This window comes from Streptomyces albicerus, from assembly GCF_008905045.1.
In the GTDB taxonomy this organism is placed as follows: domain Bacteria; phylum Actinomycetota; class Actinomycetes; order Streptomycetales; family Streptomycetaceae; genus Streptomyces; species Streptomyces albicerus.
Window position 1 is genome coordinate 1 of the sequence record NZ_VWMY01000111.1, and the last position, 26,799, is coordinate 26,799.

General features: G+C 69.1%; 28 protein-coding genes and 2 pseudogenes. 10 read left to right on the forward strand and 20 right to left on the reverse strand.

The genetic code is table 11. From position 1 onward, the window contains the following. Nucleotides 1-14: 14 nt before the first annotated feature. On the forward strand, nucleotides 15-1,178 hold the full coding sequence (locus tag GAS53_RS50600; protein ID WP_151484598.1) for a thiolase family protein: 1,164 nt from the start codon (nucleotides 15-17) through the stop codon (nucleotides 1,176-1,178). Nucleotides 1,179-1,333: 155 nt separating this feature from the next. Further along, a complete protein-coding gene (locus GAS53_RS50605; RefSeq protein WP_151484599.1) occupies nucleotides 1,334-2,104 on the forward strand; it encodes an SDR family NAD(P)-dependent oxidoreductase in 771 nt (256 codons plus the stop codon). 174 nt (nucleotides 2,105-2,278) lie between these two features. On the opposite strand, the gene GAS53_RS50615 is transcribed toward GAS53_RS50605, so the two are convergent. Continuing rightward, nucleotides 2,279-2,932, reverse strand: a complete 654-nt coding sequence (locus GAS53_RS50615; RefSeq protein ID WP_151484600.1) for a TetR/AcrR family transcriptional regulator — start codon at nucleotides 2,930-2,932, stop codon at nucleotides 2,279-2,281. A 675-nt stretch (nucleotides 2,933-3,607) separates the two neighbouring features. Here GAS53_RS50615 and GAS53_RS50620 point away from each other — a divergent pair. Both GAS53_RS50620 and GAS53_RS57890 read left to right on the forward strand, forming a co-directional pair. Further along, nucleotides 3,608-4,570, forward strand: a complete 963-nt coding sequence (locus tag GAS53_RS50620) for a response regulator (RefSeq protein ID WP_225859623.1) — start codon at nucleotides 3,608-3,610, stop codon at nucleotides 4,568-4,570. Between the two features lie 103 nt (nucleotides 4,571-4,673). Next, the gene (locus GAS53_RS57890) at nucleotides 4,674-4,808 is read left to right on the forward strand and encodes a hypothetical protein (RefSeq protein WP_263974250.1); all 135 of its coding nucleotides are present in this window, start codon (nucleotides 4,674-4,676) and stop codon (nucleotides 4,806-4,808) included. Between the two features lie 164 nt (nucleotides 4,809-4,972). Here the strand turns inward: GAS53_RS57890 and GAS53_RS50625 are convergent, their stop codons facing one another. The 6 genes and pseudogenes from GAS53_RS50625 to GAS53_RS50650 form a co-directional block, all read right to left on the reverse strand. Next, the gene (locus tag GAS53_RS50625; protein ID WP_192583661.1) at nucleotides 4,973-5,578 is read right to left on the reverse strand and encodes a response regulator transcription factor; all 606 of its coding nucleotides are present in this window, start codon (nucleotides 5,576-5,578) and stop codon (nucleotides 4,973-4,975) included. A gap of 860 nt (nucleotides 5,579-6,438) precedes the next feature. After that, on the reverse strand, nucleotides 6,439-6,621 hold the full coding sequence (locus tag GAS53_RS58675) for a hypothetical protein (protein WP_404829435.1): 183 nt from the start codon (nucleotides 6,619-6,621) through the stop codon (nucleotides 6,439-6,441). 382 nt (nucleotides 6,622-7,003) lie between these two features. Further along, the gene (locus GAS53_RS58680) at nucleotides 7,004-7,405 is read right to left on the reverse strand and encodes a class III lanthionine synthetase LanKC N-terminal domain-containing protein (protein ID WP_151484603.1); all 402 of its coding nucleotides are present in this window, start codon (nucleotides 7,403-7,405) and stop codon (nucleotides 7,004-7,006) included. Next, nucleotides 7,314-7,544: pseudogene (locus tag GAS53_RS58880) on the reverse strand (class III lanthionine synthetase LanKC N-terminal domain-containing protein); the annotation flags it as partial. The gene GAS53_RS58680 and the pseudogene GAS53_RS58880, both read right to left, overlap by 92 nt. Before the next feature lie 600 nt (nucleotides 7,545-8,144). Beyond that, nucleotides 8,145-9,349 (reverse strand): annotated as a pseudogene (locus GAS53_RS50640) (IS110 family transposase). Nucleotides 9,350-9,898: 549 nt separating this feature from the next. Continuing rightward, nucleotides 9,899-10,240: a hypothetical protein gene (locus GAS53_RS50650; protein WP_151484604.1), complete on the reverse strand. Its 342-nt coding sequence runs from the start codon at nucleotides 10,238-10,240 to the stop codon at nucleotides 9,899-9,901. Between the two features lie 166 nt (nucleotides 10,241-10,406). Between GAS53_RS50650 and GAS53_RS50655 the strand changes: the two genes are divergently transcribed. From GAS53_RS50655 to GAS53_RS50670, 4 genes are all read left to right on the forward strand, one after another. After that, entirely contained in the window at nucleotides 10,407-11,756 is a 1,350-nt protein-coding gene (locus tag GAS53_RS50655; RefSeq protein ID WP_225859624.1) for an NfeD family protein, read from the forward strand. Then, nucleotides 11,753-12,541 (forward strand): slipin family protein, encoded by a 789-nt coding sequence (locus GAS53_RS50660; RefSeq protein ID WP_151484605.1) that lies wholly within the window; start codon nucleotides 11,753-11,755, stop codon nucleotides 12,539-12,541. The genes GAS53_RS50655 and GAS53_RS50660 overlap by 4 nt, the downstream gene beginning before the upstream one ends. A gap of 80 nt (nucleotides 12,542-12,621) precedes the next feature. Then, a complete protein-coding gene (locus GAS53_RS50665) occupies nucleotides 12,622-13,023 on the forward strand; it encodes a DUF3040 domain-containing protein (RefSeq protein ID WP_192583662.1) in 402 nt (133 codons plus the stop codon). Beyond that, nucleotides 13,023-14,153 (forward strand): site-2 protease family protein, encoded by a 1,131-nt coding sequence (locus GAS53_RS50670; protein ID WP_151484607.1) that lies wholly within the window; start codon nucleotides 13,023-13,025, stop codon nucleotides 14,151-14,153. The genes GAS53_RS50665 and GAS53_RS50670 overlap by 1 nt, the downstream gene beginning before the upstream one ends. Before the next feature lie 20 nt (nucleotides 14,154-14,173). Here GAS53_RS50670 and GAS53_RS50675 read toward each other — a convergent pair whose 3' ends face one another. Next, complete coding sequence (locus GAS53_RS50675) at nucleotides 14,174-14,500, reverse strand: hypothetical protein (RefSeq protein ID WP_151484608.1); 327 nt, start codon at nucleotides 14,498-14,500, stop codon at nucleotides 14,174-14,176. A gap of 67 nt (nucleotides 14,501-14,567) precedes the next feature. Here GAS53_RS50675 and GAS53_RS50680 point away from each other — a divergent pair, with 67 nt between their 5' ends. Further along, complete coding sequence (locus GAS53_RS50680) at nucleotides 14,568-16,241, forward strand: SulP family inorganic anion transporter (protein WP_225859625.1); 1,674 nt, start codon at nucleotides 14,568-14,570, stop codon at nucleotides 16,239-16,241. A gap of 47 nt (nucleotides 16,242-16,288) precedes the next feature. Here GAS53_RS50680 and GAS53_RS50685 read toward each other — a convergent pair whose 3' ends face one another. Genes GAS53_RS50685 through GAS53_RS50730 form a run of 11 tightly spaced genes read right to left on the reverse strand, consistent with a single transcriptional unit; the run spans nucleotide 16,289 to nucleotide 24,484 of the window. Beyond that, the gene (locus GAS53_RS50685; RefSeq protein ID WP_151484609.1) at nucleotides 16,289-17,971 is read right to left on the reverse strand and encodes a Na(+)/H(+) antiporter subunit D; all 1,683 of its coding nucleotides are present in this window, start codon (nucleotides 17,969-17,971) and stop codon (nucleotides 16,289-16,291) included. Next, a complete protein-coding gene (locus tag GAS53_RS50690) occupies nucleotides 17,964-18,293 on the reverse strand; it encodes a hypothetical protein (protein WP_151484610.1) in 330 nt (109 codons plus the stop codon). Before GAS53_RS50690 ends, GAS53_RS50685 begins: the two co-directional genes overlap by 8 nt. Beyond that, nucleotides 18,290-19,771: a proton-conducting transporter transmembrane domain-containing protein gene (locus GAS53_RS50695; RefSeq protein WP_225859626.1), complete on the reverse strand. Its 1,482-nt coding sequence runs from the start codon at nucleotides 19,769-19,771 to the stop codon at nucleotides 18,290-18,292. The genes GAS53_RS50690 and GAS53_RS50695 overlap by 4 nt, the downstream gene beginning before the upstream one ends. Beyond that, nucleotides 19,764-21,242, reverse strand: a complete 1,479-nt coding sequence (locus GAS53_RS50700) for a monovalent cation/H+ antiporter subunit D family protein (RefSeq protein WP_151484611.1) — start codon at nucleotides 21,240-21,242, stop codon at nucleotides 19,764-19,766. Before GAS53_RS50700 ends, GAS53_RS50695 begins: the two co-directional genes overlap by 8 nt. Further along, complete coding sequence (locus tag GAS53_RS50705; RefSeq protein WP_225859627.1) at nucleotides 21,239-21,643, reverse strand: cation:proton antiporter subunit C; 405 nt, start codon at nucleotides 21,641-21,643, stop codon at nucleotides 21,239-21,241. The genes GAS53_RS50700 and GAS53_RS50705 overlap by 4 nt, the downstream gene beginning before the upstream one ends. Then, nucleotides 21,640-22,632: a DUF4040 domain-containing protein gene (locus GAS53_RS50710; protein ID WP_225859628.1), complete on the reverse strand. Its 993-nt coding sequence runs from the start codon at nucleotides 22,630-22,632 to the stop codon at nucleotides 21,640-21,642. The genes GAS53_RS50705 and GAS53_RS50710 overlap by 4 nt, the downstream gene beginning before the upstream one ends. Beyond that, nucleotides 22,629-22,943 carry a monovalent cation/H(+) antiporter subunit G gene (gene mnhG / locus GAS53_RS50715; RefSeq protein WP_225859629.1) on the reverse strand — a complete coding sequence of 105 codons (315 nt, stop codon included), beginning with the start codon at nucleotides 22,941-22,943 and terminating at the stop codon, nucleotides 22,629-22,631. The genes GAS53_RS50710 and mnhG overlap by 4 nt, the downstream gene beginning before the upstream one ends. Beyond that, on the reverse strand, nucleotides 22,940-23,221 hold the full coding sequence (locus tag GAS53_RS50720; protein WP_151484612.1) for a monovalent cation/H+ antiporter complex subunit F: 282 nt from the start codon (nucleotides 23,219-23,221) through the stop codon (nucleotides 22,940-22,942). Before GAS53_RS50720 ends, mnhG begins: the two co-directional genes overlap by 4 nt. Next, nucleotides 23,218-23,757 (reverse strand): Na+/H+ antiporter subunit E, encoded by a 540-nt coding sequence (locus tag GAS53_RS50725; RefSeq protein WP_192583663.1) that lies wholly within the window; start codon nucleotides 23,755-23,757, stop codon nucleotides 23,218-23,220. The genes GAS53_RS50720 and GAS53_RS50725 overlap by 4 nt, the downstream gene beginning before the upstream one ends. After that, nucleotides 23,754-24,023, reverse strand: a complete 270-nt coding sequence (locus GAS53_RS55800) for a hypothetical protein (RefSeq protein WP_192583664.1) — start codon at nucleotides 24,021-24,023, stop codon at nucleotides 23,754-23,756. Before GAS53_RS55800 ends, GAS53_RS50725 begins: the two co-directional genes overlap by 4 nt. Then, nucleotides 24,023-24,484, reverse strand: a complete 462-nt coding sequence (locus GAS53_RS50730; protein ID WP_151484614.1) for a CBS domain-containing protein — start codon at nucleotides 24,482-24,484, stop codon at nucleotides 24,023-24,025. Before GAS53_RS50730 ends, GAS53_RS55800 begins: the two co-directional genes overlap by 1 nt. A 245-nt stretch (nucleotides 24,485-24,729) precedes the next feature. On the opposite strand from GAS53_RS50730, the gene GAS53_RS50735 reads away from it, so the two are divergent. Beyond that, nucleotides 24,730-25,896 (forward strand): PucR family transcriptional regulator, encoded by a 1,167-nt coding sequence (locus GAS53_RS50735; protein ID WP_151484615.1) that lies wholly within the window; start codon nucleotides 24,730-24,732, stop codon nucleotides 25,894-25,896. Nucleotides 25,897-26,218: 322 nt separating this feature from the next. Here GAS53_RS50735 and GAS53_RS50740 read toward each other — a convergent pair. Further along, nucleotides 26,219-26,799, reverse strand: a 581-nt coding sequence (locus GAS53_RS50740) for an SPFH domain-containing protein (protein WP_151483973.1), incomplete at its 5' end; no start/stop codon positions are given.

The window sequence follows — 26,799 nt, forward strand, 5'->3', positions numbered from 1 at the left end:
CCTGGGAGGGTTCCATGAACGATGCCGTCATCGTCGACGTCGTGCGCACCGCCTCCGGCAAGGGCAAACCCGGTGGCGCGCTCTCCGGAGTCCACCCGGCCGAGCTGCTGGCCACCGTGCTGCGGGCGCTGCTCGACCGCAACGACATCGACCCCGCCACCATCGACGACGTGATCACCGGCTGTGTCTCGCAGTCCGGCGAGCAGGCCCTGAACATCGGGCGGACCGCACTCCTGGCCGCCGGGATCCCGGACTCGGTGCCGGCCACCACGGTCGACCGGCAGTGCGGATCGAGCCAGCAGGCCGCGCACTTCGCGGCGCAGGGCGTGCTCGCGGGCGCGTACGACATCGCCGTCGCGTGCGGTGTGGAGTCGATGAGCCGGGTGCCGATGTTCAGCAGCACGCAGGGCAAGGACCCCCACGCGCCGCTGGCCGCCCGCTATCCGCAAGGTCTGGTCGGCCAGGGCATCGGCGCCGAACTCATCGCCGCCCGCTGGAAGCTGGGCCGCCCGGAGCTGGACGCGTTCTCGGCCCGCTCGCACCGGCGGGCCGCGGTCACCGCGGCGGCCGGCGGCTTCGACGACGAGATCGTTCCGGTCGGCGGCCACGCCGTGGACGAGACCGTCCGCCCGTCGACCACCCTCGAGGGCCTTGCCGGACTCGACCCGTCCTTCACCGACCCGGCGATCGCCGCGCGTTTCCCGGAGATCGACTGGTCGATCACGCCCGGCAACTCCTCGCCCCTGACCGACGGGGCGTCGGCGGCGCTCATCATGAGCGAGCAGCGTGCCGTCGCACTGGGACTTCGGCCCCGAGCCCGCTTCCACTCCTTCGCCGTCACCGGCAGCGATCCGCTGCTCGTCCTCACCGGCGTCGTCCCCGCCACCCACCGGCTCCTCGCCCGCTCCGGACTGTCGATCGACGCCATCGACACGTACGAGGTCAACGAGGCCTTCGCGCCCGTACCGCTCATCTGGCAGCGGGAGTTCGACGCCGACCCGCACCGCCTCAACCCCCGCGGCGGCGCCATCGCCCTGGGCCATCCGCTCGGCGCCTCCGGCACCCGGCTGCTGACCACGCTGGTCAACCACCTCGAAGCGACCGGCGGCCGCTACGGCCTGCAGACGATGTGCGAGGGCGGCGGTATGGCCAACGCGACGCTCATCGAGCGGCTCTGACCCACCAGGACACNGGCGGCCGCTACGGCCTGCAGACGATGTGCGAGGGCGGCGGTATGGCCAACGCGACGCTCATCGAGCGGCTCTGACCCACCAGGACACGCCCCCACGACATCCCATCGGCACGACATCCCCATCGAGAGGACCCCACCCCCATGGACATCACCCACGGCGACGTAGCCCTCGTCACGGGCGGGGCCTCCGGCCTCGGCCTCGCCACCGTGCGGCGGCTGACGGCGGACGGCGCCGAGGCCGTCGTCGTCGACCTGCCGTCGTCGGACGGCAAGGCGGTCGCGGCGGAACTCGGCGGCAACGCCGTGTTCGTGCCGGCCGATGTCACGGACGAGGCCGAGATCGCCGCCGCCCTCGACGCGGCCACCGAACTCGGCACGCTCCGGATCGTCGTCAACTGCGCGGGGGTCGGCACGGACGTTTTCCGCGTGGTCGGCAAGCAAGGGCCGTTCCCCTACGGTAAGTTCCGGCGGACCGTGGAGGTGAACCTGATCGGCACCTTCAACGTGATCCGGCTCGCCGCCGAGCGCATCATCGCCACGGCCGAGCCGGTGGGCGAGGAGCGCGGCGTCATCGTCAGCACCGCCTCCGTCGCGGCGTACGAGGGACAGATCGGCCAGGCCGCCTACTCCGCGTCCAAGGCCGGTGTGGTCGGGATGACCCTGCCCATCGCGCGCGACCTGGCCCAGCACCTGATCCGCGTCAACACCATCGCGCCGGGCCTGTTCGAGACCCCGCTGCTGGCCGGGCTCTCCCAGGAGGCGCGGGACTCGCTCGGCGTCCAGGTCCCGCACCCGAGCCGGCTCGGCCGCCCCGAGGAGTACGCCCGACTGGTGTCCCACATCGTGGCCAACCCGATGCTCAACGGGGAGACGATCCGCATCGACGGCGCCATCCGGATGAGCGCCCGCTGATCGTCGGGCTCAGAGCCTGTGTCACATCCCCGGTCGGATCAGCGCGCGGCGTCTGGTGCGTGCGATCGCAAGGCGCCGGAGCGCCCTCGTAGCGGAGCTACTAGGGCGTTTCGGCAACGCGGCGAGCGTGCGTGCCAGGCGTCGCGCGCCCGACCGGGGATGTGACACAGGCTCTCAGGAGGACGCCGGCCGTGCGGTCCGCGGGCGGTGCCCCACGGCGGTCAGGGCGATCACGACATACCGGTCGGCGATCTCCGGCGGCGTCAGCGGGCCGTCGGGGCGGTACCACTGGGCCACCGCCTGACACATCGCCAGCACCGCGCGGCTCGCCTCCACCGGCACCGGGACGGTGAACACGCCGCTCTCGGCCCCGTCGAGCACCGTCTCGCGCAGCAGCCCCTCGAGTTCGTCCCGCAGGGCGATGTAGCGCGCCCGGTTGTCCGGCTCCAGGCTTCGCATCTCGGCGTCGAGAAAGGCGAGCGGAGCCCGGTGCGTCATGTACAGCACGATGCACTCGACCAGCGCCGAGAAGCGGTCGACCGGGTCGGCGCCGGCCTCCTCGACGGCCGTACGGCAGCGCCCCAGCACGGAGCCCAGCGAGCCGAGCAGCAACTCGACGAGGATCGCCTGCTTGTTGGCGTAGTGGTAGTACAACGCCGGGACGGTGACACCGACGCGGCGGGCCAGCTCGCGCACGGTGGTGGCGTGATAGCCGCGGTCCACGAAGGCGTCGAGCGCGTGCCCGAGAATGGGAGGCAGCTCGAGCGGGCCGTACACGCGCCAGTCGGTGTGCGCGTCCGCGCGCAGCTCGGCGACGGCCTCTGCCATGGATTCCGACCTCCGGATGTCGGCCGCGATGTCGCTCACCAGGTTACCCGCGGCGACCTGCCGCGGCCTGCGGTGATCAGGAACCGAGCAGGCCCGACCGGCCTCACGGCGAAGACCTGACCCAACAGCTTCCCGGCCCGGGCCACTTGACCCCGGGTTACAGCTGGAAACCGGACAATACATCCGGCATATCCCCGGCGNAGACCTGACCCAACAGCTTCCCGGCCCGGGCCACTTGACCCCGGGTTACAGCTGGAAACCGGACAATACATCCGGCATATCCCCGGCGGAGCGCCCTGCTTTCGACAACCGGCATTAGCGGACAATGCCAGTCAGAAGCTACCGCCGGGTAGGGCAGGCGCGCATCCCCCACCCGGCCGTCCGTGAGTCAGGCCACACACCGGATGATTCCCTTTCGCCCCCGCACTCCGGTCACGCCCCGCGCGGGAACCGGTGCCACCTGCATCTTCATCTCCCGGCAACAGGAAAACAGTCCCGGATTCAGCAACTTCCGCCGCACCCGCCGACATTGCCGAGAAGACTCGGTGACCGTCGGCAGTCGAGAAGCGCGTGGATATCCTCTCGATACCGAGACCGACCGAGACCGTCGGCCGGAAACAAAACGCAAACCTGGCCTGACCATGCACGGCCAAAGGGGAATTCAAGATGGGTGTAATGATCGTAGACAGTCACCCCTCCATGCGCCTGGCACTCAGCACTCTGATCGAATCCCACCTCCGTATGCCCGTCGTCAGCTCGGCGGCCACGGCAGAGCAGGCTCTCGCCGAACTGCAGCCGAAGCGGCCCAGCGTCATCGTCACCGAACTGCAGCTCACCGGCGCGCATTCGGGAGCCACCCTGTGCCGGCACGTGCACGGGCTCTCCCTGCGGCCGCGCGTCATGGTGTTCTCGGCCTCCAGCTCCTCCAGTGAGGTCGCCGCCGCGCTGACCTCGGGAGCCGACAGCTTCGTCCACAAGAGCACCGCGGTCACGGAGTTGGTCGATGCCATCCGGCAGACGGCGCGAGGCCAGCGTGTCTGGCTCTTCGGCGAGGCCAATCGGCACGGGGAACCGGTGCGCCGGACGCTTTCCCCGCTCACTCCGCTGACCGAACGCGAGGAGCAGATTCTGGCGCTGCTCCTTCGGCGTTATACGAATGCGGAGATTGCGCGGGACCTGACGCTGGCCGGACAGACCGTCAAGAATCATGTCAGCAATATTCTGCACAAGGTCGGCATCCGGAATCGCAGAGAACTCTTCCACAGCGAGCCGGTGCTGTCCCGNCCGTCAAGAATCATGTCAGCAATATTCTGCACAAGGTCGGCATCCGGAATCGCAGAGAACTCTTCCACAGCGAGCCGGTGCTGTCCCGATGAAGGTCGCGGACGGCCGCCGCGAAAAGACCGGCGGAGCGGTTCTCCAGTGGGGAACTTGGAGAACCGCCCCGACCCAGCGGACCCGTGGATTTCGGTGTGCTCGCCCGTTCTCCGCAGCGGTCAGGAACGATGCGGCGGCGGCATCGGGCTGACCCGCGCCCGAGTGCCGTCGAACACCTCGCACCACTCCCGCTGCGTGCGCGTGCGGAAGGTGCCGGCGAAGAGCCGGCGCAACTCGGCCCAGACGGACGGTTCCCGGTGACCGGGCACCATCTCCCAGACGCCCAACAGCCTGACGAATTCCCGGTAGCAGTCGCCACCGCCCGAGCTGGATGGCCAGGCCCGGATCGGGGCGGGAGCCGCTCTTGCTGTACGGCCGCGGCACACTGCGCCGCAAAGTCATGTTCGACACGGCGGCCTGGGTCCGTTCCGTCCCCGTCCGCACGCTCATACAGGAGGTGGCCGACCTCGAGCTCGGCCCGGCGGTCACTCACGACTGACTGCGGGGCAACGCGGCGCGACTGCTGGGCCTTGAGCACAGTCAGCCGCGCGCCTCGGACACCGTTCCCCGGACGAAGGCTCACCCACATCGGGCGAACCGTCGATCACCCCTGGGACAGCCTGTACAACAAACCCCGGCGCAACGGGCTGATGCCGCGGGCCGCTAGACCCATCCGGCGGTCTGCGAGTAGTGGATGGCGTCCATGCGGTGGCGGGCGCCAGTCTTGCGGGTGATCGCGATGAAATAGTTGCGTACCGTGCCGGGGGCCAGGTGGAGCTCCTCGGCGATCTCGAGATTCGAGGCGCCATGGGCCGCCAAGGAGAGCACACTCAACTCCCGCTCGGTGTATGGATTGCGGGCGGCAAGAAGGAAGCCGAAACTCAGAGTCGGATCCACATAGCGTTGGCCGGCGGCCACTTGGTGCACTGCGTGTTGCAAGGCGGCTGGTGAGCTGTCCTTGTCCACAAAGCCCAGCGCGCAGGCTTTGACGGCACGGTGCAGAGCCCCGGGGCGGTGCGCGCTGCACAACACCAGCAGCGCGCCCCCGCTGCTGGTGCGCAGCCCGGATAACTCGGCAATGGTCACCGGGTCCGCGGGCCCCGCGCCGTCCGCGTCCGCGATGCACACGTGCGGGCGCAGCGTCCGGGCGACGCGTGTCGCGTCCTGCCACGGGATTCCGGTAGTGGACAGTTCAGAGTCGCGGTGCAGAAGGCCGATCAACGCGGCACGCACGAGCTGTTCATGATGCACGAACAGGACACGGATCATGGTCCGAGTTCCTCTCCATCCAAGCAGGTGAGGGGCACAATTTGGCCGAGCTGCCGCCGGTGGCCGGAATATCACGAAGCATGCCAGACCATGCCATACTCGATTCAGCGCGTTCAGAACCAGGTCACTCAATCAGTATCCCGGGCAACACTTGGCACATTGCACCAACGGGAGAATGTGACTCTTGGCATATTCTAACCTCGACCCTGTTTGTGCACATTAAACAGTGGGGTGTTTTGGGAACCTCTTTATTAAGGCCTTGCCAAATTAGCCAGCGCACGAACAGGTAATCTTTGTTCGTCAACCTCTGGCGCCGACTCAAACTCCTTGAATTCAGAATGTTTCACTGAACAGCAGTGGAATGCGGCACGACCCGCCCTCCGGGGGCACACGCGCGTCCGTTGCTGCATTCCGGGCTACAGCGCGCGGGCAGCGTGAGGGGCATCCCGACTCCCCGCGAGGTCGCGGTAGAGCGGAGACCGCGCGAGCAGTGTGTACCCAGTCGGTGTGCGTGCCGTCCATCACCACGATGCGGTCGGCGCGGCGCGCCGAGCTGATGCGGTGCGCAACGACGATCAGGGCACCCGGGCCGCTCTCGTCCGCGCTGGGCGAAGGCGTGTACCGCGCGGGCTTCGGCCGCGGGATCGAGATGGCAGGTCGCCTCGTCGCACAGTACGAGGGGCGTCGGAGCGAGATGGGTCCGTGCCAGCAGCTGCCGTTGCCCGGCGGACAGAGATCCGGGATCGACGTGCCCGTCCGGACCGCCCAGCCTCCCGACGAGCCCGTCCGCCCCGACGGCGGCGCACGAGGCGAGGACCGCGGTGTCGGGGGGTGGCTCGCGACACAGATACGTGACGTTCTCACGCACGATCCCCGTGAACACGTACGCTTCCTGGGGCACGAGCACGCGCAGGACCGCCAACTCCCGGCGGTCGCCCGCGCACGGCATCGCCCCACAACCGCACCTCGCCCTGGTCCGGCACCAGCACCCCCGCGATCAGCGCCTCCGGTGGGGACTTCCCGATCCCGCTGGGCCCGGCCACCGCGAGGTGCCCGCCCGGGCCGAGGTCGAGACCCAGGCCGCGCAGTGAGACTGCGGGCGGGGCCGCCGCGGCATCCTCTGCTCGTCGGCCGCGGGGAGGGCGGCGGCCAAAAGCCGCGTCGACCGGGCGAGCCCTGGTCTCGGTGCCGTCACGTCCGTGCCGTCGGGTGGCGTAGGACGACCGCTAGGCGGGCAGCGGTGGTGCCGAGGGACTGGGTGAGGCAGCCGAGGGCGCCCGGGGTGACGCCGTGGCCGAGCAGCCAGGAGGCCGTCGCCAGCAGGAGAACGACGGGCAGATGGCCAGATCCCGGTGACGTACCCCAGCGCCCCAGGGAGCGGGCCGCCCGCAGCTGCGCGTCGACTACGAGCGGCGGCGTCCGCCTTCACCCGGGGCTGAGCACCGGACGCCGCGATGTCCCGCAGGACGGCAGGTCGTTGGGGGTGGCGGCGTTCCGCGCGTCGAGGTGCGGGAGCAGGAACTCCGGGAGCGTCACCCACTCGAGTGGCTGGAAGGCGGGGCCCCGGCGGTCGGGGACGAGGGCGCCGTACTCGTCGACGCGGTGGCGCGAGGCGGAGCCGCCGTAGCGCACATACAGCGGACCTTCGTTCCAGCGCAGATCGCTGAGGATGTACGGTCCGGGTTCGCCGCCCAGTAGGTGGTCCAACTCCTCCAGGATCCGGCGGAGCTCGGTCTCATCCGCCGGGCAGAGGGTGGCGAACTTGCCGCTGTAGCCGCGGGCGGCGTACTTGGAGTTGCGCAGAAACAGCAGTCGGGCGTTGGGCACGAACTTGAAAGGGATACGGGCGCGGTACGCAGCAGTCCCACACCTTGGCAGCGGTCTTCTCTGCGTTGTCGAGGCAGGCTGAGACATGGATCTTCCAGCCCTGACGCGGACGTCCCAGGCGCAGCACGCCGTGCTCGTCGGCCTGCGTGAAATGGAGCCAGTCCCCGGAGACGGAGCCGCACCAGCCTTCGGGGACTGGCTACTGTGCCGTCTTGAACAGGCAGAGGTGCCCTCGCCGCCGAGGTCGGCGGACAAGCGGTCTGACGTCTCATAGAACACGCGATCGGCGAGGCAGCAGACCTCGTAGCGCTCGTCCATCGAGCCTCCCCTCAAGACGGCATGACATCGAGAGTTCCACGCCGCCGGGGAGGCGGACAGTCGCATGTGTCATGAACCCCTCGTGGAAAACGCACAGGTCAACCTGTGTTCCCCGGCGTTCGACATCGACACGGTCGAGAACGTCGTAGGGGTCGTCGAAGCACCCGCGTCACCGAACTGTGGCAGCGCTACGACTCCGACGGCGTCCTGCGCCCACGACCGCCGACCTGACCGCCAGCCCCACCGACCTCGCCGACCACCAGCCCCGCAGTACCCGCTGCAGGCACCCGCCCCTTCATGTCACCCCTGACTGGAGATATTCCACGGCCACTTAGGGCGTGCAGATCTTTAACTCGTGGCTTTCCATTCGGTGGTTCGTTGAATCTCAATGACCTGTCAAGCCCCAGAGGACGCGGTGGAGTCAGCCGCTTGCAGGGGCGGACGGTAGGGCGAGTACGTAGGGGCGGCGGTCGCGGAGCATTGCCCAGAGCACGTCGACGCGGCGACGTGCGAGAGCGAGGACAGCTTGGACGTGGCGCAGGCCCTCGGCCCGTTTGCGCAGGTAGAAGTCCCTGGACGGGCCGGGATACATCATGGCGCTCTGAGCGGAGAGGTAGAAGACCCAGCGCAGGCGTCGGTCGTAGCGTTTGGGCCTGTGCAGGTTGCCGGTCCGGCGGCCTGAGTCGCGTGGAACCGGGGCCAGGCCAGCGTGCGCGGCCAGCCGGCCGGCGTCTCGATAGGACGAGAGGTCCCCGGCGATGGCGACGAACTCGGCGCCGAGGATGGGGCCCATGCCGGGCGGCGACTCGATGATCTCCGCGCGCTCGTCCGTGCGGAACAAGTCCCGGATCTCCTTGTCGTTAGCCGCGATCCGCTCGTCGAGTGCGAGCAGTTGGTGGGCCAGTTCTCCCAGGAGGACTGCGGCGCGGGCCTCACCCGGCAGGGCGGTGTGCTGCTGTTCGGCTGCCTCCACGGCCTTCTCCGCCAGCCGCTGGGCGTTGCGGACCTTCCGCCGCTGAAGCCAGGTGGCCAGGCGCTTGAGTCCGGTGCGGCGGAGAGCGGCCGGGGTCTGGTAGTGCGTCAGCAAGATGATCGCGCCCCTGGAGCGGGCGTAGTCGAAGGCTTTCTCCAGGGCGGGACTGATGCCGCACAGCAGGTCGCGCATCCGGTTGACCAGCCGAACGCGGTCCGCGATCAGGTCGCGCCGGTGGGCGGCAACAGGCGGAGGGTGCAAACCTGTTCGGGCGGGATCCTGATGGCGGTGAAGTCCCGGCGGACGCGGGCCATGTCCGCGATGATCAGGGCGTCCTTCGCGTCGGTCTTGCCCTCGCCGCGGTAGCCCTCAGCGGCCCGGCTCACGCTCCGGCCCGGGACGTAGGTGATGTGCTGGCCGTGTCCGGCGAGTAGAACCAGTAGCAGCGTCGCGGTCTTGCCGCGCAGGTCAACGGCCCACTGCACCTGGTCTGCGGCTTCGCAGGCGGTGGCGATGAGTTTGAGAATCTCTGTCTCGTCGTTGGGGATCTTCCGGGAGAAGACGGCCTCACCAGCCGAGTTGATCGCAACCGCCCAGGGGTGGCCTTTGCCGACGTCGATGCCGACCCATAAGTGTTCGTGCCGGGTGTTCACTGCTGCGGCTCCGTTCCTTGCTGACCAGCCTTTCGTTGGTCCGTAGAACACTCCGCAGCAGGCCCTTAACCAGCGATGACCGCAGATCTCAATCAGCAACACAGAGCGTCCCGGAGGACCAGGTGGCCATTCAACGAAAGCCACAACAACGACAGCCTGGCATCAGCCATGCCCGGTCCTCCCGGACCGTTGTCATTGTCCAGCAGTTTGGTATCAGCCGTGCCTGGTCCTCCCGAACCACTGCTGATTCTTAAGGGTCTGGCATGAGCGGGTTGGAAGGGCAAAGGGCTGTGCTGGCAGCCAAGTTCGAGGCGATTCTGCCGCACCTCGACGAGCGGCAGTGTCGCCTGCTGATAGGGGCGGAGGCCCAGTCCCTCGGCCACGGCGGGATCAGAGCCGTCGCCCGTGCCGCCGGTGTCCGCGAGGCCACTGTGTCTGTCGGAGTGCGGGAACTCGACTCCGGCCAGGCTCCGTTGGGACGTATCCGCCGGCCCGGCGCTGGCCGCAAACGCGTCGTCGACCGGAACCCGGCCGTTCGGGAGGCACTCCTCATGCACGGTGAGCGGTTTCGTAGCCCTCGGTCAGTGCCACGGTCGCATCGCCGATCGCCCTGATCAGGGTGGAAGCCACCGCCTTCAGTTCTTGGGCCTCCTGAGCCTGAGGGACATCGGGGAGATCCGCCCAGACACGGCCGGCCGAGGCAAGGTACTCGGCCAGCAGGAACCGCAAGGCCGTGCCACGACCGGCCGCGGCGGCCGCGAGCTGCCGCAGACCCTCAAGGTCCTCCACGGGCAGGCGCCGTCCACTGACGGAGATCTCGGCGAGCTGCTCCAGGTGGCGGCCCATATCCGCCGTCGGCTGCGGATCCTGGGGGCGCCTTTCCATTGGCATGAAGCCAATTTGCCGGAGGGCGGCAAAGTCTGCGGGTGCGAGACGGCCGTCTTTGTCCGCCCTCGGCAGGCATCCGGCCGATTCGCAGGGGTAGTCCGTAAAACGCCCGCTGGAGACCTGAGATAAGACGCCTGCTGAAGACCCACGCGAACAGGGGGTCTGCGCCGTGCCCCGAAGCCGCCTCCGCTCACCGGCCCGGAGGGTCGCCCAGGTCCTCCTGGTGACGCTGGGCTGTCTGCTCGCCGCCCCCGCCGTGAGCGCGGCGCAGACACCGACCGTGCTCGCGACGCGGATCGACGGCACCATCACGCCGGTCGTCGCCGATCACCTCGAGGAAGGGCTGCGCACCGCGGAACGGGAGCGGCACGTCGCGTTCCTGGTGGAGATGGACACCCCGGGCGGGTTGCTGCAATCGACCAGGGAGATCGTCAAAGACATCCTGGCCTCCGACGTTCCGGTCATCGTCCACGTCACCCCCTCCGGGGCCCGTGCGGCGTCGGCAGGCGCCTACATCACGCTGTCCGCACACGTCGCCGCCATGGCGCCCGGCACCCACATCGGGGCCGGCACGCCGGTGACCGGGCAGGGCGAGGAGGCGAGCGAGAAGGTGGTCAACGACGCGGTCGCCTTCGCGGTCTCGCTCGCCGAGCAGCGAGGGCGAAGCACTGGCTTCGCCCGGAACATGGTCCGCGACGGTACGGCGGTGTCCGACCGGGAAGCCCTGCGGATCAAGGCCGTCGACCTGGTGGCACCATCCCGTGATGCGCTGCTCGCCGAGTTGGACGGCCGTCGCGTCATGGTCGGTCCCCAGGGCGCGGAGCACGAGGTCGTTCTGCGCACGGCGGGCGCGCAGGTCGTGGAACACGAACTCGGCTTCCTCGGCGAGCTGCGGCAGCTGCTGGCGAGCCCGGAGCTGGCCTACCTCTTCCTGTCGATCGGCACGCTGGCCGTGATCTACGAGCTGGCCAGCCCCGGCATGGGCTTCGCCGGGGTCATCGGCGTCATCCTGCTCGTCCTCGGGTTCATCGCGCTCAGCGTGCTGCCCTTCAACGTCGGCGGGCTCCTCCTCCTCGTACTGGCCGCCGCCCTGTTCGTCGCGGAAGTCCTCACCCCAGGGATCGGGGTCTTCGCCGCGGGGGGAACCGTGTCCCTGCTGTTCGCGGGTGTGCTGCTCTTCCGCGGTGAACTCGGTGTGGATCCTGCCGTGTTGTGGCCGACCGCCCTGGTGGTGGGAGGCGGCTCGCTGCTCGCCGGACGGCTGGCCTGGCGTGCCCGGAGGGCGCTGACGGCGACCGGGGACCAGGCGCTTGTGGGTAGCAAGGTGGTCGTACGGCGCACCGAGGGCGACACCGGTCAGGTACTGCTCGACGGGGCGTGGTGGACCGTCCGCGGCCGCGATAGCGCGGTCACCGAAGGTCAGCACGTCCGCGTAGTGGACCACGAGGGCTTGGAACTGATCGTCGAACGCGCCGAGCCCTCAGAGGGCCGGGGCACCGAACAGGAGGACGGACCATGAACTCAGCACTGGTCGGCATCGTCATCGGCGCAGCGGTCCTGCTTCTGCTTCTGATGGCCTCCGTGAAGATCGTGCCCGAGTACGAGCGCGGGGTGATCTTCCGTCTCGGCCGGATCATCGGAGCCAAGGGGCCGGGGCTGTTCGTCATCATTCCCGTGGTGGATCGCATGATCCGTGTCTCCTTGCGCACCATCACGATGGACATCCCGCCGCAGGACGTCATCACCAAGGACAACGTCACCGTACGGGTCAACGCGGTCACCTACTTCAACGTCGTCGACCCCAACCGTTCCGTCCTGACCATCGAGGACCACATCAAAGGAACCTCACAGATCGCCCAGACGACGCTGCGCAGCATTCTCGGCCAGATCGACCTGGACGAGCTGCTGATCAACCGGGACGAGATCAACCAGCGGCTCCAGCGGATCATCGACGACGTCACCAATCCGTGGGGAGTCAAGGTCACCCTGGTCGAGGTCAAGGACGTCGAACTGCCCGAGGCCATGCGGCGCGCCATGGCCCGCCAGGCCGAGTCCGAACGCGACCGGCGGGCCAAGGTCATCCACGCCAAGGGCGAGTTCGAGGCCGCCCAGACGCTGGCGGATGCCGCGGAACGGCTCGAGGGGCACCCCGCCGCCATGCACCTGCGCATCCTGTCGACCATGGCCGAGATCTCCAGCGAGCGGAACTCCACCCTCATCTTCCCCCTGCCCATGGAGGTGCTGCGCCTCATCGACATGCTCCGGCCCTCCGACGCAGTCCAGGGCACTCCCCGCACCGCCTAGACAAGACCCCGCCGAGCGGGCGAGCTCGCTCGGCAGGCAGTCCCAGCCCCCTGACACAGGTGATCGGTATGAACCCCTCGATGGACGACCGGCGCATCCTCGCAGAGATCGAGCGACGCCTCGCCCGGGACGACCCTGAGCTGGCCTCGCGGATGGACGCGCTGAACCACCAGTTCCCCGACGATCAGCACGACGCTGGCCGTAACGACGGCGCCGCCGACGACGATGGCGGCGGGGGACGACAAGGCTTGCGCCGCAAGGCAATTACGGCACTCCTCATCCTTGCCCTGGCGGGCATGATCCTCACGGCGATGTTCACCAAGCCGCCTCCCGCCGACGACAACCACGGACCACCGAACGGCCCCAATCCGGCCGTATCCGTCCATACCCAGCGCCGTGGCCCCCGGTCTCGGACAGCACCGCCCCGCAGGCGCGTCGGCTCGGGCTCAGAACCGATGGCTTCGGTCCGCAGGAATGCGTGATGAACGGCTCGGTACGGATGGGACAACTCCTCGGGGTACCACTGCGCATCCACTGGACCGCGCCCCTAGTCGTGGCGCTCTTCGGATACGGCCTGGGCAGCCAGACACTCCCCCCATGGGTTCCGGACCAGTCGGACGCCACCTACACGGTCGCCGGTCTGGCCGGGGCCCTGTTGCTTCTGGGGAGCCTGCTGGCTCATGAGGCCGCCCACGCGGTCACGGCCCGGAGGAAGGGCATACCGGTCCGGAGCATCACGCTCTGGGCGTTGGGCGGGATGACTGAGATGGGCAAGCCGGGGGCCGCACACGCGGTCTTCCTGGTGGCCGTGAGCGGGCCGCTGACCAGCCTGACCGTCGGTGCGGCGGCGTTCGGGGCGGGCCTCGGGCTGGACGCGGCGTCCGGTTGGGCGGTGCCCGCAGCCGTCCTGGTGTGGCTCGGGTGGGTGAACGTCGTCCTGGGCGTGTTCAACCTGCTGCCGGCCGCGCCGCTCGACGGAGGACGGCTGGTGCAGGCGCTGGTCTGGTGGCGTACCGGAGACCGGGATCGGGCTGAACGAGCAGCCGCACGCGGTGGACAGATCCTGGGCATCCTGCTGATCGCCGCCGGATGGATCTCCATCCTGCGCGGCGCCTTCGGTGGTCTGTGGCTGGCGGTCATCGGCTTCTTCCTCGTGGTCGTCGCCAGCGCCGAACGCCGCCGCGCCGGACTGGCCCCGGCCCTGCGCGGAGTGAAAGCGGCCGATGCCATGGCGAGTCCCGTGGAGACCTGCCCGGATTGGCTCACCGTGGAACGTTGCATCGAGGATGTGGTCCTGCGGACCCACCACTCGACGCTCGCCCTGATCGACTTCGAAGGACGCCCCAGCGGCCTGCTGCATCTTCCGCGGCTCGCGCGGATCCCCGCTGCGCAGCGGCAGTCAGTGCGCGTGCGCGACGTGGCGACCCCGCTGTCGCAGTGCACCACCTGCGCGCCGGACGACCTCCTGGAAGACGTCCTCGAAAAGCTCCGACCGGGCAGCGGCATCCGCATCCTCGTCACCGACGGCCAGCACCTGGTGGGCATCATCACCGTGCGTGACATCTCCCGGATCGTCCGGCGCCACGGGCTCCGCGGCACGGAGGGCCAGTGAGCTCCTCGGCCATCGGGCGCTTAACGGCGGCGCAGGCGCATGTGCCGCAAAGGTCGGCGTACGAGTCTGCGCAGCCACCGCAGGGAAGGTACCGGAGTGCCGGCGGTCGGGGACGGCGCTTGTACGGGGGCAAGCGGCGCGTAGGGCACAGGGGTGCGGGTGCCGCCGGTTTCCATGACGCAGACGGGCACATCCCCCGCCGCCTTGGACTGGTCGATGCGGACGGTGAAGGGCTGCGGCGGGTCGCCGGGCAGCTCCGCGGCCAGCACTGTGACGCCCTTGCCGCGCTTCTCCTGGGAGGCGACCACTTTGCCGTTGACGAGGAGTTCGACGGCGGCTGATGCCATGCCCGTCTGAACCGTGACCGAGTGGCCGTCGCGGTCCAGGTGCCCGTTCTCGGTGGCCGCTGATCGCGTGACGAAGCTCCTCAGCCGGCGTCGGCACCGGTTGCTGGTGGCACGTCAGCCAATCCCAGACGGCGATCTTTGGTCTTTCCTTGACGCGATCCATATGACATCTTTACCCACGGAGTGCCGGGAAGCCTGGTCGGCAGCGTGGCCCCGCTATGGGCCCAGTTCAGCATGCTGTCGACCGAAGTGGGGGCTGATGTTCCAGCGCGTCACGAAAGAGGTTCTTTCCGGCCTGACTGTGGCGATCGTGGCGTTGCCGCTGGCCATAGCCTTCGGTATCACCGCGACCGGCACCTCGGAGGGCGCGCTCGTCGGACTGTACGGCGCGATCTTCGCCGGGTTCTTCGCGGCGCTGTTCGGCGGAACACCCGGCCAGGTGACCGGCCCCACGGGACCCATCACTGTCGTCGCCACCGGTGTCATCGCCGCGCATGGACTCGAGGGCGCGTTCCTCGCGTTCATCATGGCCGGTGCGTTCCAGATCCTGTTCGGGCTGTGCAGGCTCGGATCGCTCATCCGTTACATACCCCACCCGGTGGTGTCGGGTTTCATGGGCGGGATCGCGCTGATCATCATCCTGGGCGAACTGGACCAGGTGCAGAAGAGTTTCCTGGTGGCAGCAGGAACGATTGTGCTCATGCTCGTGTCCACACGAGTGGTCAAGTCGATTCCGGCGAGCCTGATCGCGCTCGTGATCATGACCGTGGTCCTGCGGTTCGCGGACTCGCTGCTGCGGGACGTGCGCGTCGGGCCGGTGTCGCTCAACACGGCGATCGACTACATCGGCCAGATCCCCGAGTCGATTCCCTCGATCACCGTCCCCGAGTTCAGCGGGTCGCTGATCCTCACACTCGTCCTTCCCGCGCTCAGCATCGCGCTGCTGGGCTCCATCGATTCACTGCTGACCTCGGTCGTCATGGACAACATCACCGGCAACCGGCACCGCAGCAACGACGAACTGATCGGCCAGGGCATCGGCAACGCCGTCAGCGGACTGTTCGGCGGCCTGGCCAGCGCCGGTGCGACCGTCAGGTCCGTGGTCAATGTCAGAAGCGGCGGCCGCACCGCCCTGTCCGCGGCCACGCACAGCGTCATCCTGCTCGTTCTCGTGGTCGGCCTCGGGGCCGTCGTGCAGTACATTCCGCTCGCGGTGCTGTCGGGGATCCTGATCCTGACCGCGGTCGGCATGTTCGACTGGGAGGCCCTGCGCAAAGCGCATGTCTCTCCGCGGGGTGACGTCGTCGTGATGTTCGCAACGATGATCGTCACCGTCCTTGTCGACCTGACCGTGGCGGTCGCCATCGGCGTCAGCCTGGCGCTCATCGTTCACGCCGTACAGTCACGCCGGCACAAAGCCTCGATCGTGCACGACGGCAGCGGCGCCTACAGCATCGAGGGACCGCTGTCGTTCCTGTCCGTCGACCGCGTCTTCACCACCCTGCGCAACGACCAGCCGAACCTGTCGCTGAACCTGAAGCACGTGAACTACATCGACCTGTCCGGGGCGAAGGCGCTGCTGACCTTCATCGACCACTCGCACAAGTCCGGCGTCGAGCTCGGCGTCAAGGATCTGCCGAAGCATGTCGAGACCCGACTGATCGCCCTCGCGGACGAGGACCAACGCGAGAAGCTCAACACCGTCGTCGAAACGCGTTTGGCCACAGAAACCACTCAATAATCTCTTCGGTATGAGGCCGGCTGGAAGGGGCCGCAGGCGCGGGCCCGCTACAGCAGCGCCAGCAAGAGCACGGTCCCCAGCAAGAAGACGGCCCACCAGACCATCAAATGGGTCGGCCACGGCGTCGCGAGCTTTGCCTCCGGACGCAAAGGGCGGGTGGTCGCGCTCCACAGGTTCGCGCCACGGTGGCGTAGTGGTGGGCCCAGGGTTCGGCGCAGCCGGGGGACGGCGCGGGACAGCGCGTGCCAGGTGTGCGGCAGCACCCGGCGGTAGACCACATCGGCGTCGAGGTTGACCGAGCGGAGCTCCGGTGGATAGAGGCCGGTGCGGACCAGCAGCGTGAAGGCCATCGAGGCGAGCAGGAGCAGCTGCAGCTGGTTGATCACGTGTGCGGTCGTGTAGGGCACGTAGTCCACTGGGTGTGGGAGCAGCTCGTACAGCAGGTTCGGCGCCACGCCGATGCCGACGCAGATCAGCGCGGCCAGCGTCATGGCCACGCGCATGTTGAGCGGGGCCTCGGCCACCCGGTGGCCTCGGTCGTGGGCGAAGAAGGCGAAGTACGGGATCTTGATGCCGGCGTGGTGGAACACGCCGGCCGAGGCGAAGAGGAGCAGCAGCCAGACCACGGTCAGCTGTTCCTGCCCGACCGCCTCCATGATCATCGATTTGGTGGCGAACGCGGAGAACAGTGGGAAGGCGGAGATGGATGCCGCGCCGACCATGCACAGGGCCGCCGTCTGGGGCATGGACTTGTAGAGGCCGCCGAGTTCGGAGCCCTTGGTGGTGCCCGTGCGCAGCAGCACCGCGCCCATGGCCATGAACAGCAGGCTCTTGAACACCATGTCCGCCACGGCGTGCGCGCTCGCGCCGTTGACCCCGAGAGCGCCGCCGACGCCGACGCCCGCGACCATGAAGCCCAGCTGGTTGATCATGCTGTAGGCGAGCACCCGGCGCAGGTCGTTCTCGATCACGGCGTAGAAGATCGGGAAGACCGTCATGGCGGCGCCGACCCAGATCAGCAGGTCGGTGCCAGGGAAGCTGCGGGCCAGTACGTAGACCGCGAGCTTGGTGGTGAACGGAGACAGTGCCACCGCGCCGACGACGGTTGCCTCCGGATAGGTGTCGGTCAGCCAGGCGTGCAGCAGCGGGAAGGCGCACTTGATGCCCACCGCGAGGAGGATCAGGGCATCACCGGGGCCGTTCAGGCCGAGGTAGCCGAACTCGATGCCCTCGCCGGCCTGGACCCGCAGCGCGATTCCGGCCAGCATCAGCAGCCCTGAGATCAGTTGTGCGACCAGGTAGCGCATTCCCGCGCGGTAGCTGCGTTCGGTGCGGCCTGCCCAGATCAGGAAGGCCGAGGACAAGCCGGCGAGCTCCCAGCACACGAACAGGGTCACCAAGTCACCGGCGAGTGCGCCGCCGATCGCGGTGCCGGCGTAGAGCGGGATGAGCGCCTGCTGCAGGGGGTCCCGCAGGTGCAGAGCGTAGATCGAGGTCAGCAGCGCGGCGAGCAGGAAGCCGGTGGCGAACAGGCGGGACAGGGCATCGATCCGTACGGGGGTCAGCTCCAGGCCGAAGAGCGCGAAGGTGACGCCGGGGCCCTCGGGCAGCAGCCACAGCATGACCAGGCCCGCCACCGGCAGCAGCAGCATCAGGACGCTGCGCAGCCGACCGTGCAGCAACGGCACACCGGCCGCGCCGAGCATCAGCAGCAGAGCGGGGCTAGTCATCGTCGCGGTCCCGTTCAGCCGACTCGTACCGGTCGTGCTCCGGCGGCTCGTAGTAGTCCTCGTCACGCCGCAGCAGCCGCCGCAGCCCCTTGGCCGTGAGCACCAGGGTCACGCTGCCCACGAAGCCGTAGACGGCGTAGAACGCGGACCATCGTTCGACGGAGAAGTAGGGGTGCTTGGTGTAGAAGAGGTCGGCCAGCAGTGCCAGCGCGCACAGCACGGCCAGGCCGTACACGATGCGGGTCACGTTGCGCGGCTCGTCCAGCCAGCGGCGGTCGTCGAGCGGGCGGTGGTCGTCGGGCCGGTGTCGGTTCTCGCTCACGGCAGCTCCAGGGTCCCGGCCAGTGGTTCGAGCACGGCGTCGGCGCCGAAGAACAGCGCGACGCAGCCGAGTGCGGTCAGGGTCAGCGGCCCGGTCATCACGAGCGGGGCCTCACCGTGCGTCGGCAGGTCGGCCGGCGGCCGCAGGAATGCGCGCACCGCGATCGGCATCAGATAGGCCACGGCGAGCAGCGAGCCGGCGAGCAGCACCACGAGTGGTACGACCTGGTCCGCCTCGGCCGAGCCGAGGAGCATCAGCCACTTGCTCCAGGTACCGCCGGTCGGAGGCAGACCGATGATCGAGACCGAGGCCGTCAGGAACGCGGCGAACGTCCACGGCATCGCACGGCCGAGCCCGTCGAGCTCGCTGACGCGGGTCTTCCCGGCCGTGACGGCGATCGCGCCCGCGCACAGGAACAGGGTGATCTTGCCGACCGCGTGGGTGACCATGTGCAGGGCGCCTCCCGCGGCGGCGACCTGGTGGGCCAGTGTCGCGGCCAGCACGATGTAGGCGAGCTGGCTGACCGTCGAGTAGGCCAGCCGACGCTTGAGGTCGTCCGACCGTATCGCCACGATCGCGGCGGCGATCAGCGTGAACGCCGCCACCCACGTCATCGGCTCCGCAGCACCGGTCTCGCGCAAGGTGTCCAGGCCGAACACGTACACGGTGACCTTGAGGACCGTGAAGACCCCGGCCTTGACCACGGCCACCGCGTGCAGCAGCGCAGACACCGGGGCGGGGGCCACCATGGCCGCGGGCAGCCAGCGGTGCACCGGCATCAGCGCCGCCTTGCCGATGCCGAACAGGTAGAGCGCGAAGAGCAGGGTGAGCACCCCGGATCCGGCCTGGCCGGCCAGGATGCCGTCGGGGCGGAAGTCGGTGGTGTCGGCGAGGGCCCAGGTCCAGACGATCGCGGGCAGCAGCAGTCCGATGGAGGTGGCCAGCAGTACCACCACGTAGGTGCGTGCTCCGCGCCGGGCCTGTGCGTCGCCGTGGTGCGCGACCAGGGGCCAGGTCGCCAGGGTCATCAGCTCGTAGCCGATGAGCAGGGTGACCAGGTTGGCCGACAGCGCGATCCACATCGCGGACGCGATGGTCAGCGCGAAGAAGGCGAAGAACCTGTCCAGGGCGGGCTCCCGCGCGGCGCGCAGGTAGCCGGCGGCGTAGACGGTGGTGACTGGCCAGAGCACGGCGGCGACCGAGGCGAACAACAGGCCCAGCGGTTCGAGCGCGAACTCCAGTGGCAGGCCGGGCAGCCACGTCCACAGCTCGAAGCGCAACCCGCGGTCGGCCACGGGCCACAGGGCGAGCACCACGCCCGCCAGCGCCAGGCCGAAGGCCACCGAAGCGGCCTCACGGGCGATCGACCGGTGCCGCAGGAGCAGTACGGCACCGCAGGCCAGCAAGGGAAGGGCCACCGCGGCCGGAAGGGCGGCGGCCCTGTCGGGGGAGGTCCAGGCGGCGGTCAGCTCAGCCACCCCCCTTTCCGAGCAGCGCCGCGGCCGCGGCGTCGGCGAGGTGGGCCGGCAGGGAGGCGTCGATCCCGAAGTAGAGCGACAGCAGGACGAGGAACCAGATGGCCGCCACCATCGACGCCGGTGGGCGCAGCGGGTCGGCCCCGTCGGGTGGTTCGCGGAACCAGGCGACCTCGATGACGCGCCCGACGTAGACCAGGGCGAGCAGCGAGCCAGCCAGCATGGCCACGAGCACGGGCCACTGGTCCCGCTCGACCAGCGCTGTGACCAGCGCCCACTTGCTGGCGAATCCCGCGGTCGGCGGCACCCCGACCAGGCCGAGGCCGGCCACCACGAAAGCGGCGAACGTCCAGGGCATCCGGCGTCCGAGCCCGGCCAGGTCCGCCAGCCGAACCGAGCCGAGCCGCAGCAACAGCACCCCCGCGATCGCGAACAGCGCGGCCTTGGTCACCGAATGCATGATCATGTGCAGATACGCGCCGGAGACTCCGGCCGTGGTGGCGAGGCTGACTCCGGCCACGATGTAGCCGACCTGCGCGACGCTGGACCAGGCCAGCACGTACCGGAGGTCGTCCTGGAAGCACGCGGCGGCGGAGCCCGCCAGGATCCCCAGACAGGCCAGGAGCAGGCCGATCCGGTCGACGGGCATGGCCCCGAACACCAGCGACGCGCCGAAGACAGTGAACGCGAACCGGCAGAACACGTAGATCGCGACCTTGGTTCCCGTCGCGGCGACGAACGTGCTCACTGCGGACGGCGCCTCCCCATAGGCCGCCGGCAGCCAGGCGTGCAGCGGGAAGACGGCCATCTTGACCGCGAGGCCGACGAAGACGAAGACCACGGCTGCCTGCAGTGCGCGGTTGTCGTGGCTGCCGGTCAGCCGCTGCGCCAGGTCGGCCATATTCAGGGTGCCGGTGACCGCGTAGGCCAGGCCGATGCCGATCAGCAGAAACGTCGCGCCGATGGTGCCGATCACCAGGTAGCGGAAACTGGCCAGCAGCGCCTGCCGGCGACGCCCCATGGCGATCATCGTGTAGGTCGAGAGAGAGCTGATCTCGAGGAACACGAACGCGTTGAACACGTCCCCGGTGATCGACAGGCCCAGCAACCCGGCCAGGGCGAGACACAGGCACGCATACAGCAGCGGGACGCGCCTGTCGTCGAGCTCGGCCGCAACACTGCGACGGCTGTAGACCGCGGCGACCACGGCGCTCAGCGACACCAGCAGCAGCACCGGGGTGTTGAAGCCGTTCACCACGAACTCGATGCCGTACGGCGCCTGCCAGTCGCCCATCGCATACCGCAGCGCCCCGGTCCGGTCCACGCGCTCGGCCAGCCAGACGGCACAGGTCAGGGAGGTCAGGGAGGCGGCGAGGAACAGCAGCCACGCCACGAACCGTGAGCGCAGCAGCACACACAGCGGCGCGCAGAGCAGAGGGACCGCCACCTGAAGCACCGGCAGCTGACCCGTCATGAGCCGCCGCCGTCGTGCTCGGCGGCGCGCTCACGGTCGCGCTCGGCGAGGCGTTCGGTACTGTCGCGTTCGAGTACCTCGTCCTCCTCGACGGTGCCGTACGCCTCGAAGATGCGGACGGCCAGGGCCAGTCCCACGGCGAGGGTGGCGACGCCGACCACGATGGCGGTGAGGATCAGCACCTGCGGCAGCGGGTGGGAGTAGGTCTCGACGTCGTCCGAGATGATCGGCGCGCTACCCCCGTCCTGCTTGCCGAGGCCGATGTAGAAGAGGAAGACCCCGACCTGGAAGAGACTGAGGCCGATCAGCTTCTTCAGCAGGTTGCCGTGGCTGATGACGACGTAGAGCCCGATCAGCATCAGGGCGAAGAACGTCCAGTAGACGTAGTGGGAGGCGATCACCGTGCCACCCCCCGGCCCGCGAAGCCGAAGAAGATCGTCGTCATGACCGACGCGACGGTGATGCCGATGGCTGTCTCGACCACCAGGATCCCGAGATGCTGCCCGGTGTCGGGGTCGCTCGCGAGGACGTCGTAGTCCAGGAAGGAGCCGCCGAGCAGCATGGTGGTCACGCCGAGCCCGATGTAGAGCAGCAGCCCGAGCGAGACCAGCAACCACAGCGCGGCACGCGGTACCACGCGCTGCGCCCGGTCCAGTCCGAACACCAGACCGTAGAGCACGAAGCCGGATGCGAAGATCACGCCGGCCTGGAAGCCGCCGCCGGGGCCGTAGTCGCCGTGGAAGAGCACGTAGAGCGCGAACAGCAGGATGAACGGCATGAGCGCGCCGCTGACGACCCGGATGACGCGGTAGTCGGCGAGATGGAAGTCCGCGGTCGGCCGGGTACGCTCCGGCCGCGCCAGCGGGCCGAGCAGCGACAGTACGGCGAGGCCCGCGGTGAAAACGACGACCAACTCGCCCAGCGTGTCGAGCCCTCGGTAACTGGCCAGCACCGAGGTGACGGTGTTGGGGATGCCGATGTCCTCCTGGGACTGGTGGAGATACACCTCCGTGACGGGATGGCGTTGCACGGGACTGTCGGCGCTGCCGAACTCGGGCAGGTCGAGGCTGGCGTAGCCGAGCGTGCCGCCGACCAGCAGCACGGCGATCGCGCCGGGCAGGCGCCGCCGACGGGGTGTGACGGACTCCGAGGAGCGGGTCAGCGCGAGCACGCCGAGGAGCAGCACCGTGCTGATGCCGACGCCGACCGCGGCTTCGGTGAACGCCACGTCCACGGCGTCGAGGAGGACGAAGAGGCACGCGGTGACCAGGCTGAACAACGCCGCCAGCATCGTGGCCTCGTAGAGCGCGCGCAGCCGTGTGATGGTCACCGCGGTCGCCGTGAGGATGGCGAGCAGCGATACGTTGATCAGGGTGAACGTCGTCGTCACTGGCGCCGGTCACCCTCCCGCCACATGGGTACGCCGTCCCGTCGCGCGGCGTGCGCCAGGATGTGCGTCGCGGTCGGACCGGTCAGGGCCAGGAACAGCAGAATGATCAGCAGGCGGACCGCGGTGTCCCACGAGTCCACCCGCAGCAGCAGGCCCAGCAGGATCAGCCCGGCACCGGCGGAGTCGGTGATGCCGGCGGCGTGGATACGGGTGTAGAAGTCCGGGAAGCGCAGCATGCCCACCCCACCGGTGAGCACGGCCAGGGCACCGGCGGCCAGCAGCACACCGCTGAGTACCTCGATGACGCTCACCCTCGTTCGCCCCCCTCCGCCTCGCTCACCAGTTCCCGATAGTGGGTCAGGCGCAGCACCGCGACGGTCGCGACGAAGTTGACCAGCGCGTAGAGGATCCCGATGTCGAGAAATTCGGGACGGCCGAAGAGGAAGCCGGCCACCGCGACGAACAGCACGGTCTTGGTGCCGAACGTGTTGATCGCGAGGATGCGGTTGTAGAGGCCGGGGCCCAGGAACGCGCGCAGTAGCGTGAGCACCATGGTGACCAGCAGCGCCGCCATGACGGCGAAGATCATCGTCGGGCCTCCGTCTGCCGCACCCGGCTCAGCATGCGTCCCTCGCGGAGCTCGTGGACACCGGACCGTTCCAGGCTGTGTACCTCGATGTGGTCCGCCTCGACGTCCAGCGACAGCGTGCCCGGGGTCAGCGTGATCGAGTTCGCGTAGACCACCTGCGACAGCTCCGGCAGGTGTGCCGCCGGAGTCGACTCCACGACGGGCCGCAGGGCCGGCCGCGGCGACCAGACCTTCCGCACCACCGTGTACGTCGAGACGAGAACCTGACCGCTCAGCCACAGGAAGTACCGCGGCAGGCGCAAAGCGAAAGACAGCGTCACGCTCTGGTGGTCGAGTCCGGCCCGTCGCGTGAGCCAGCAGACCACGGCGACCGAAACCGCGCCGAGCGCCAGCAGCAGCGGATCGAAGTGCCCGGAGAGCAGCAGCCAGAACACGACGGGAAAAGGAGCGGTCCGAAGGAATCGCAGGGTGGTCTTGCGCCGAGGGTGCTGCTGTGCGCTCGCGGCGCGGGTGGAGTCGCGGTCGAGCAGGCTCACACGGCTCCCTCGCGGTCGCACCGGCCGGCCGGCCGGGTGCCGAGGACGGTGACCTGGTGGGTGGGCCCGGCAGCCATATGCCGTTCGGTGGCCCGGTCGGCCACGCAGGGCCCGGGCGCCCGGACCGTCGCGGACCGGACGCCGACGTGCGGCAGGCCGTACTCCCCAGGGGGTGGGAGATCCAGAACCGCCGGTGTGCACCGGCGGAGAGGGCCGTTGGTGAGCTGACGCAACGGCCACCACCCGGGGTACACGTGCCTGGTCATCAGGACGCGCCCTCGGCGGCGGTGGCGAGCAGCCCGAGCAGCCGGTTGGCGGTGACGATCCCGAGGATCCCGCCTCCCTCCCGTTCGACCAGGGCGAACGGGCACTTCCGCCGTACCATCAGCGCGGCGAGTTCGACGGCTGTCGCCTGCGGCCCGACACTCGGGATCCGGGGTGGCCCCCAGGTGAGCACGTCGCGGACGCGGGTGCCGACCAGCGCCGCGGCTATCCGGTCGGCATGCCGCTCATCGATGACGCTGGTGAGGCCGGGGTCGTCCAGGAAATATTGGGGCAGTGCCACCCGGAGCAGGTCGACTGACGACATGCAGCCGACCACTTCGCCTCGCTCGTCGGCGACGACGAGGCCGGGAAGACCGTGCCGGGCGACCATCTGTACGGCGGACAGGACGTCGTCATCCGGGAGCGCGGTCGGCAACATCTCGATGACATCGGCGGCATGCATGAGTGTCTCCCGTCATCGAAACATCGGCACGGGCAACTCGATTACCATGATTATCTGGTACTTCGTGGACATGGCCAACGTCCGGCGCGGTCAATCACCTGCCCGCATTCTTTGCCGACGACCGGCAAGAAGCGCGTCGCCACGCCGCAAGCACCGCTCTCCCTCCGGACATCCGATAGTGGTTCCACGCGTGACATAGCAAGCTGTCCGGTGTGCCACCACATGAGAAGGAGACCGAGCTCGCCATGACACCGGGGACACCGTCGGACTCCACCGGTGCGGAGCCGCCCGGAATGGCGGACCTCGCCGGACGGGCGAGCGATGAGGCGCGCGGCGTGCCGGCGGATCTCCTGGAGGGGTACCTGACCGTGCTCGCGAAGGTCAGCGCGGGAGGACGGCTCTGCCCAGACGAACTCCGCCGCCGACGCGACATCGGCGCCCAGGCAGCCGAGCGGAACGTGCCCATGCGTGGTGTCGTCGACCTCTACCTGAGCGCGACGTGGCTGGCCTGGCCCACGTTGCCCGGTGTCCGGGAGGCCACGGGCACGGATGCGCTGCGCCGGATCGGCGAAGCGGTCTTCCGCGCCGCCGACGCGACGATCACGGCGGTGGCAGAAGGGTACGAAGAGGCCCAGCGCTGGTCACTGCGCCAGGAGGAGTCGTTCCGGCGTGAGTTCGTCGACGACCTCCTCGACGGGCGCAATGTGGAGACCCTGGTGGGCCGTGCCGAACGGTACGGCCTGCGGCTCGCCGGCAGCTATGCGGTGATCGTGGCGGCGGGCCCGCAGCCGTTCGTCGACGGTGGCCCGATGACCCGCCAGGTGGAGTCCATCGTCGGCCTCGGCCCCGCGAGCAGGGACGTGCTCGTGACGACCAGGGACGGTCTGCTGGTGTGCCTCGTGCCCGACGTGCGCGGCACCGTGGAGGAGTTCGTCACGCGCGTCATGGAGAGCCTGCGGCCCGACGGCGCCTGGCGGCTCGGCATCGGACGCCCGCAGCGCGGGCCCGGCGGTGCCGTCCGCTCCTTCGAGCAGGCCCGGCAAGCACTCCACATCGGCCAACGCCTGCAACTGCCCGGTCAGGTGCACCGGGCGTCCGACCTCCTCGTCTACCAGGTGCTGATCCGGGACAGGAGCGCGCTCGCCGACCTCGTCGAGGTCGTCCTGGAGCCGATAAGGAAGGCACGCACCGGCCCTGGGACACTGCTGCACACGCTGGCGGCGTACTACGCGGCGGACCGGGTGGCGACCGCAGCGGCGCGCGAACTGCACGTCGGGGTGCGGACCGTGACCTACCGCCTCGACCGGGTCGAGGAACTGACCGGGTACTCGGTGCACGACCCGCAGCAGAGCTTCACGCTGCAGGTCGCTGTCCTCGGGGCGCAGCTGCTCGGCTGGCCCGAGGGATCCTGACCTTTCCCGGGCCGACCGGTGGGGTGGCTTGCTCTGGCGTCGGGACTCGGCCGCTCGCACCCGTATGTACACATACCCCTGGAGGGCGCACCCCCGGTGTCGACGGCCCGGGCACAGCCCTGCGTTCACCTGACCGCATCCTGCCGAGCGAAGGCTTCGCGCAGGTCGCCGACTCCACCGCCGCCCCCATCGTTGCAGTCGCCTCGCTCCTGGAGCGGCAACGAACACGGTTCGACGGTGAGCGGCCCGGCATCCCCGGCCTCCAGGCGATCACGCCCCACGTCGGCCGATGACGTTATGGATCGGCGATTGTCACCCCTGGTTAGCGTGGGGGGTTGGACGGGAGGGGGTCAGAGGTGACGCGATCGGCCTTGGCCGCGTCGGCGAGGGCCGCGGCAGCGGCTTCCGCGGCCTGAGCTGTGTCGTCGGCAGCTTGGGCGGCCGTGTCGTCCGAGGGCTTCTCACGGGTGGCCGGCGACTGCGGCAGCACCTCGCTGAAGGCGCGGGACACGCCCTGGAGCGCGGAGGTGACCTCGCTGGGGATCACCCAGAAAGTGCTGCCCGAGCCTTGCGCGAGTTGGGGCAGCATCTGCAGGTACTCGTAGGCGAGCAGCTTGGGGTCGGGGTCGTTGCGATGCACGGCCTGGAACACCTCGTCGATGGCCCGGGACCGGCCCTCGGCCTGGAGGATCGCAGCGGTACGGTTGCCCTCCGCGCGCAGGACAGCGGCCTGCTTGTCGCCTTCGGCGGTGAGAATCTGCGACTGGCGCTGCCCCTCGGCCCCGAGAATCGCGGCCCGCTTGTCCCGCTCGGCCCGCATCTGCTTCTGCATCGCGTCCTTGATGGACTGCGGGGGGTCGATGGCCTTGATCTCCACCCGGTTGACCCTCAGCCCCCACTTGC

Coding starts and splice junctions, on each gene's coding strand:
- GAS53_RS50670 (WP_151484607.1), top strand. CDS start 13,023: ATGAACGGCTCGGTACGGATGGGACAACTCCTCGGGGTACCACTGCGC.
- GAS53_RS50675 (WP_151484608.1), bottom strand. CDS start 14,500: ATGGCATCAGCCGCCGTCGAACTCCTCGTCAACGGCAAAGTGGTCGCC.
- GAS53_RS50600 (WP_151484598.1), top strand. CDS start 15: ATGAACGATGCCGTCATCGTCGACGTCGTGCGCACCGCCTCCGGCAAG.
- GAS53_RS50650 (WP_151484604.1), bottom strand. CDS start 10,240: ATGCCAATGGAAAGGCGCCCCCAGGATCCGCAGCCGACGGCGGATATG.
- GAS53_RS50735 (WP_151484615.1), top strand. CDS start 24,730: ATGACACCGGGGACACCGTCGGACTCCACCGGTGCGGAGCCGCCCGGA.
- GAS53_RS50700 (WP_151484611.1), bottom strand. CDS start 21,242: ATGACGGGTCAGCTGCCGGTGCTTCAGGTGGCGGTCCCTCTGCTCTGC.
- GAS53_RS50665 (WP_192583662.1), top strand. CDS start 12,622: ATGGACGACCGGCGCATCCTCGCAGAGATCGAGCGACGCCTCGCCCGG.
- GAS53_RS55800 (WP_192583664.1), bottom strand. CDS start 24,023: ATGACCAGGCACGTGTACCCCGGGTGGTGGCCGTTGCGTCAGCTCACC.
- GAS53_RS50660 (WP_151484605.1), top strand. CDS start 11,753: ATGAACTCAGCACTGGTCGGCATCGTCATCGGCGCAGCGGTCCTGCTT.
- GAS53_RS50615 (WP_151484600.1), bottom strand. CDS start 2,932: ATGGCAGAGGCCGTCGCCGAGCTGCGCGCGGACGCGCACACCGACTGG.
- GAS53_RS50625 (WP_192583661.1), bottom strand. CDS start 5,578: ATGATCCGTGTCCTGTTCGTGCATCATGAACAGCTCGTGCGTGCCGCG.
- GAS53_RS50730 (WP_151484614.1), bottom strand. CDS start 24,484: ATGCATGCCGCCGATGTCATCGAGATGTTGCCGACCGCGCTCCCGGAT.
- GAS53_RS50685 (WP_151484609.1), bottom strand. CDS start 17,971: ATGACTAGCCCCGCTCTGCTGCTGATGCTCGGCGCGGCCGGTGTGCCG.
- GAS53_RS50720 (WP_151484612.1), bottom strand. CDS start 23,221: ATGATCTTCGCCGTCATGGCGGCGCTGCTGGTCACCATGGTGCTCACG.
- GAS53_RS50605 (WP_151484599.1), top strand. CDS start 1,334: ATGGACATCACCCACGGCGACGTAGCCCTCGTCACGGGCGGGGCCTCC.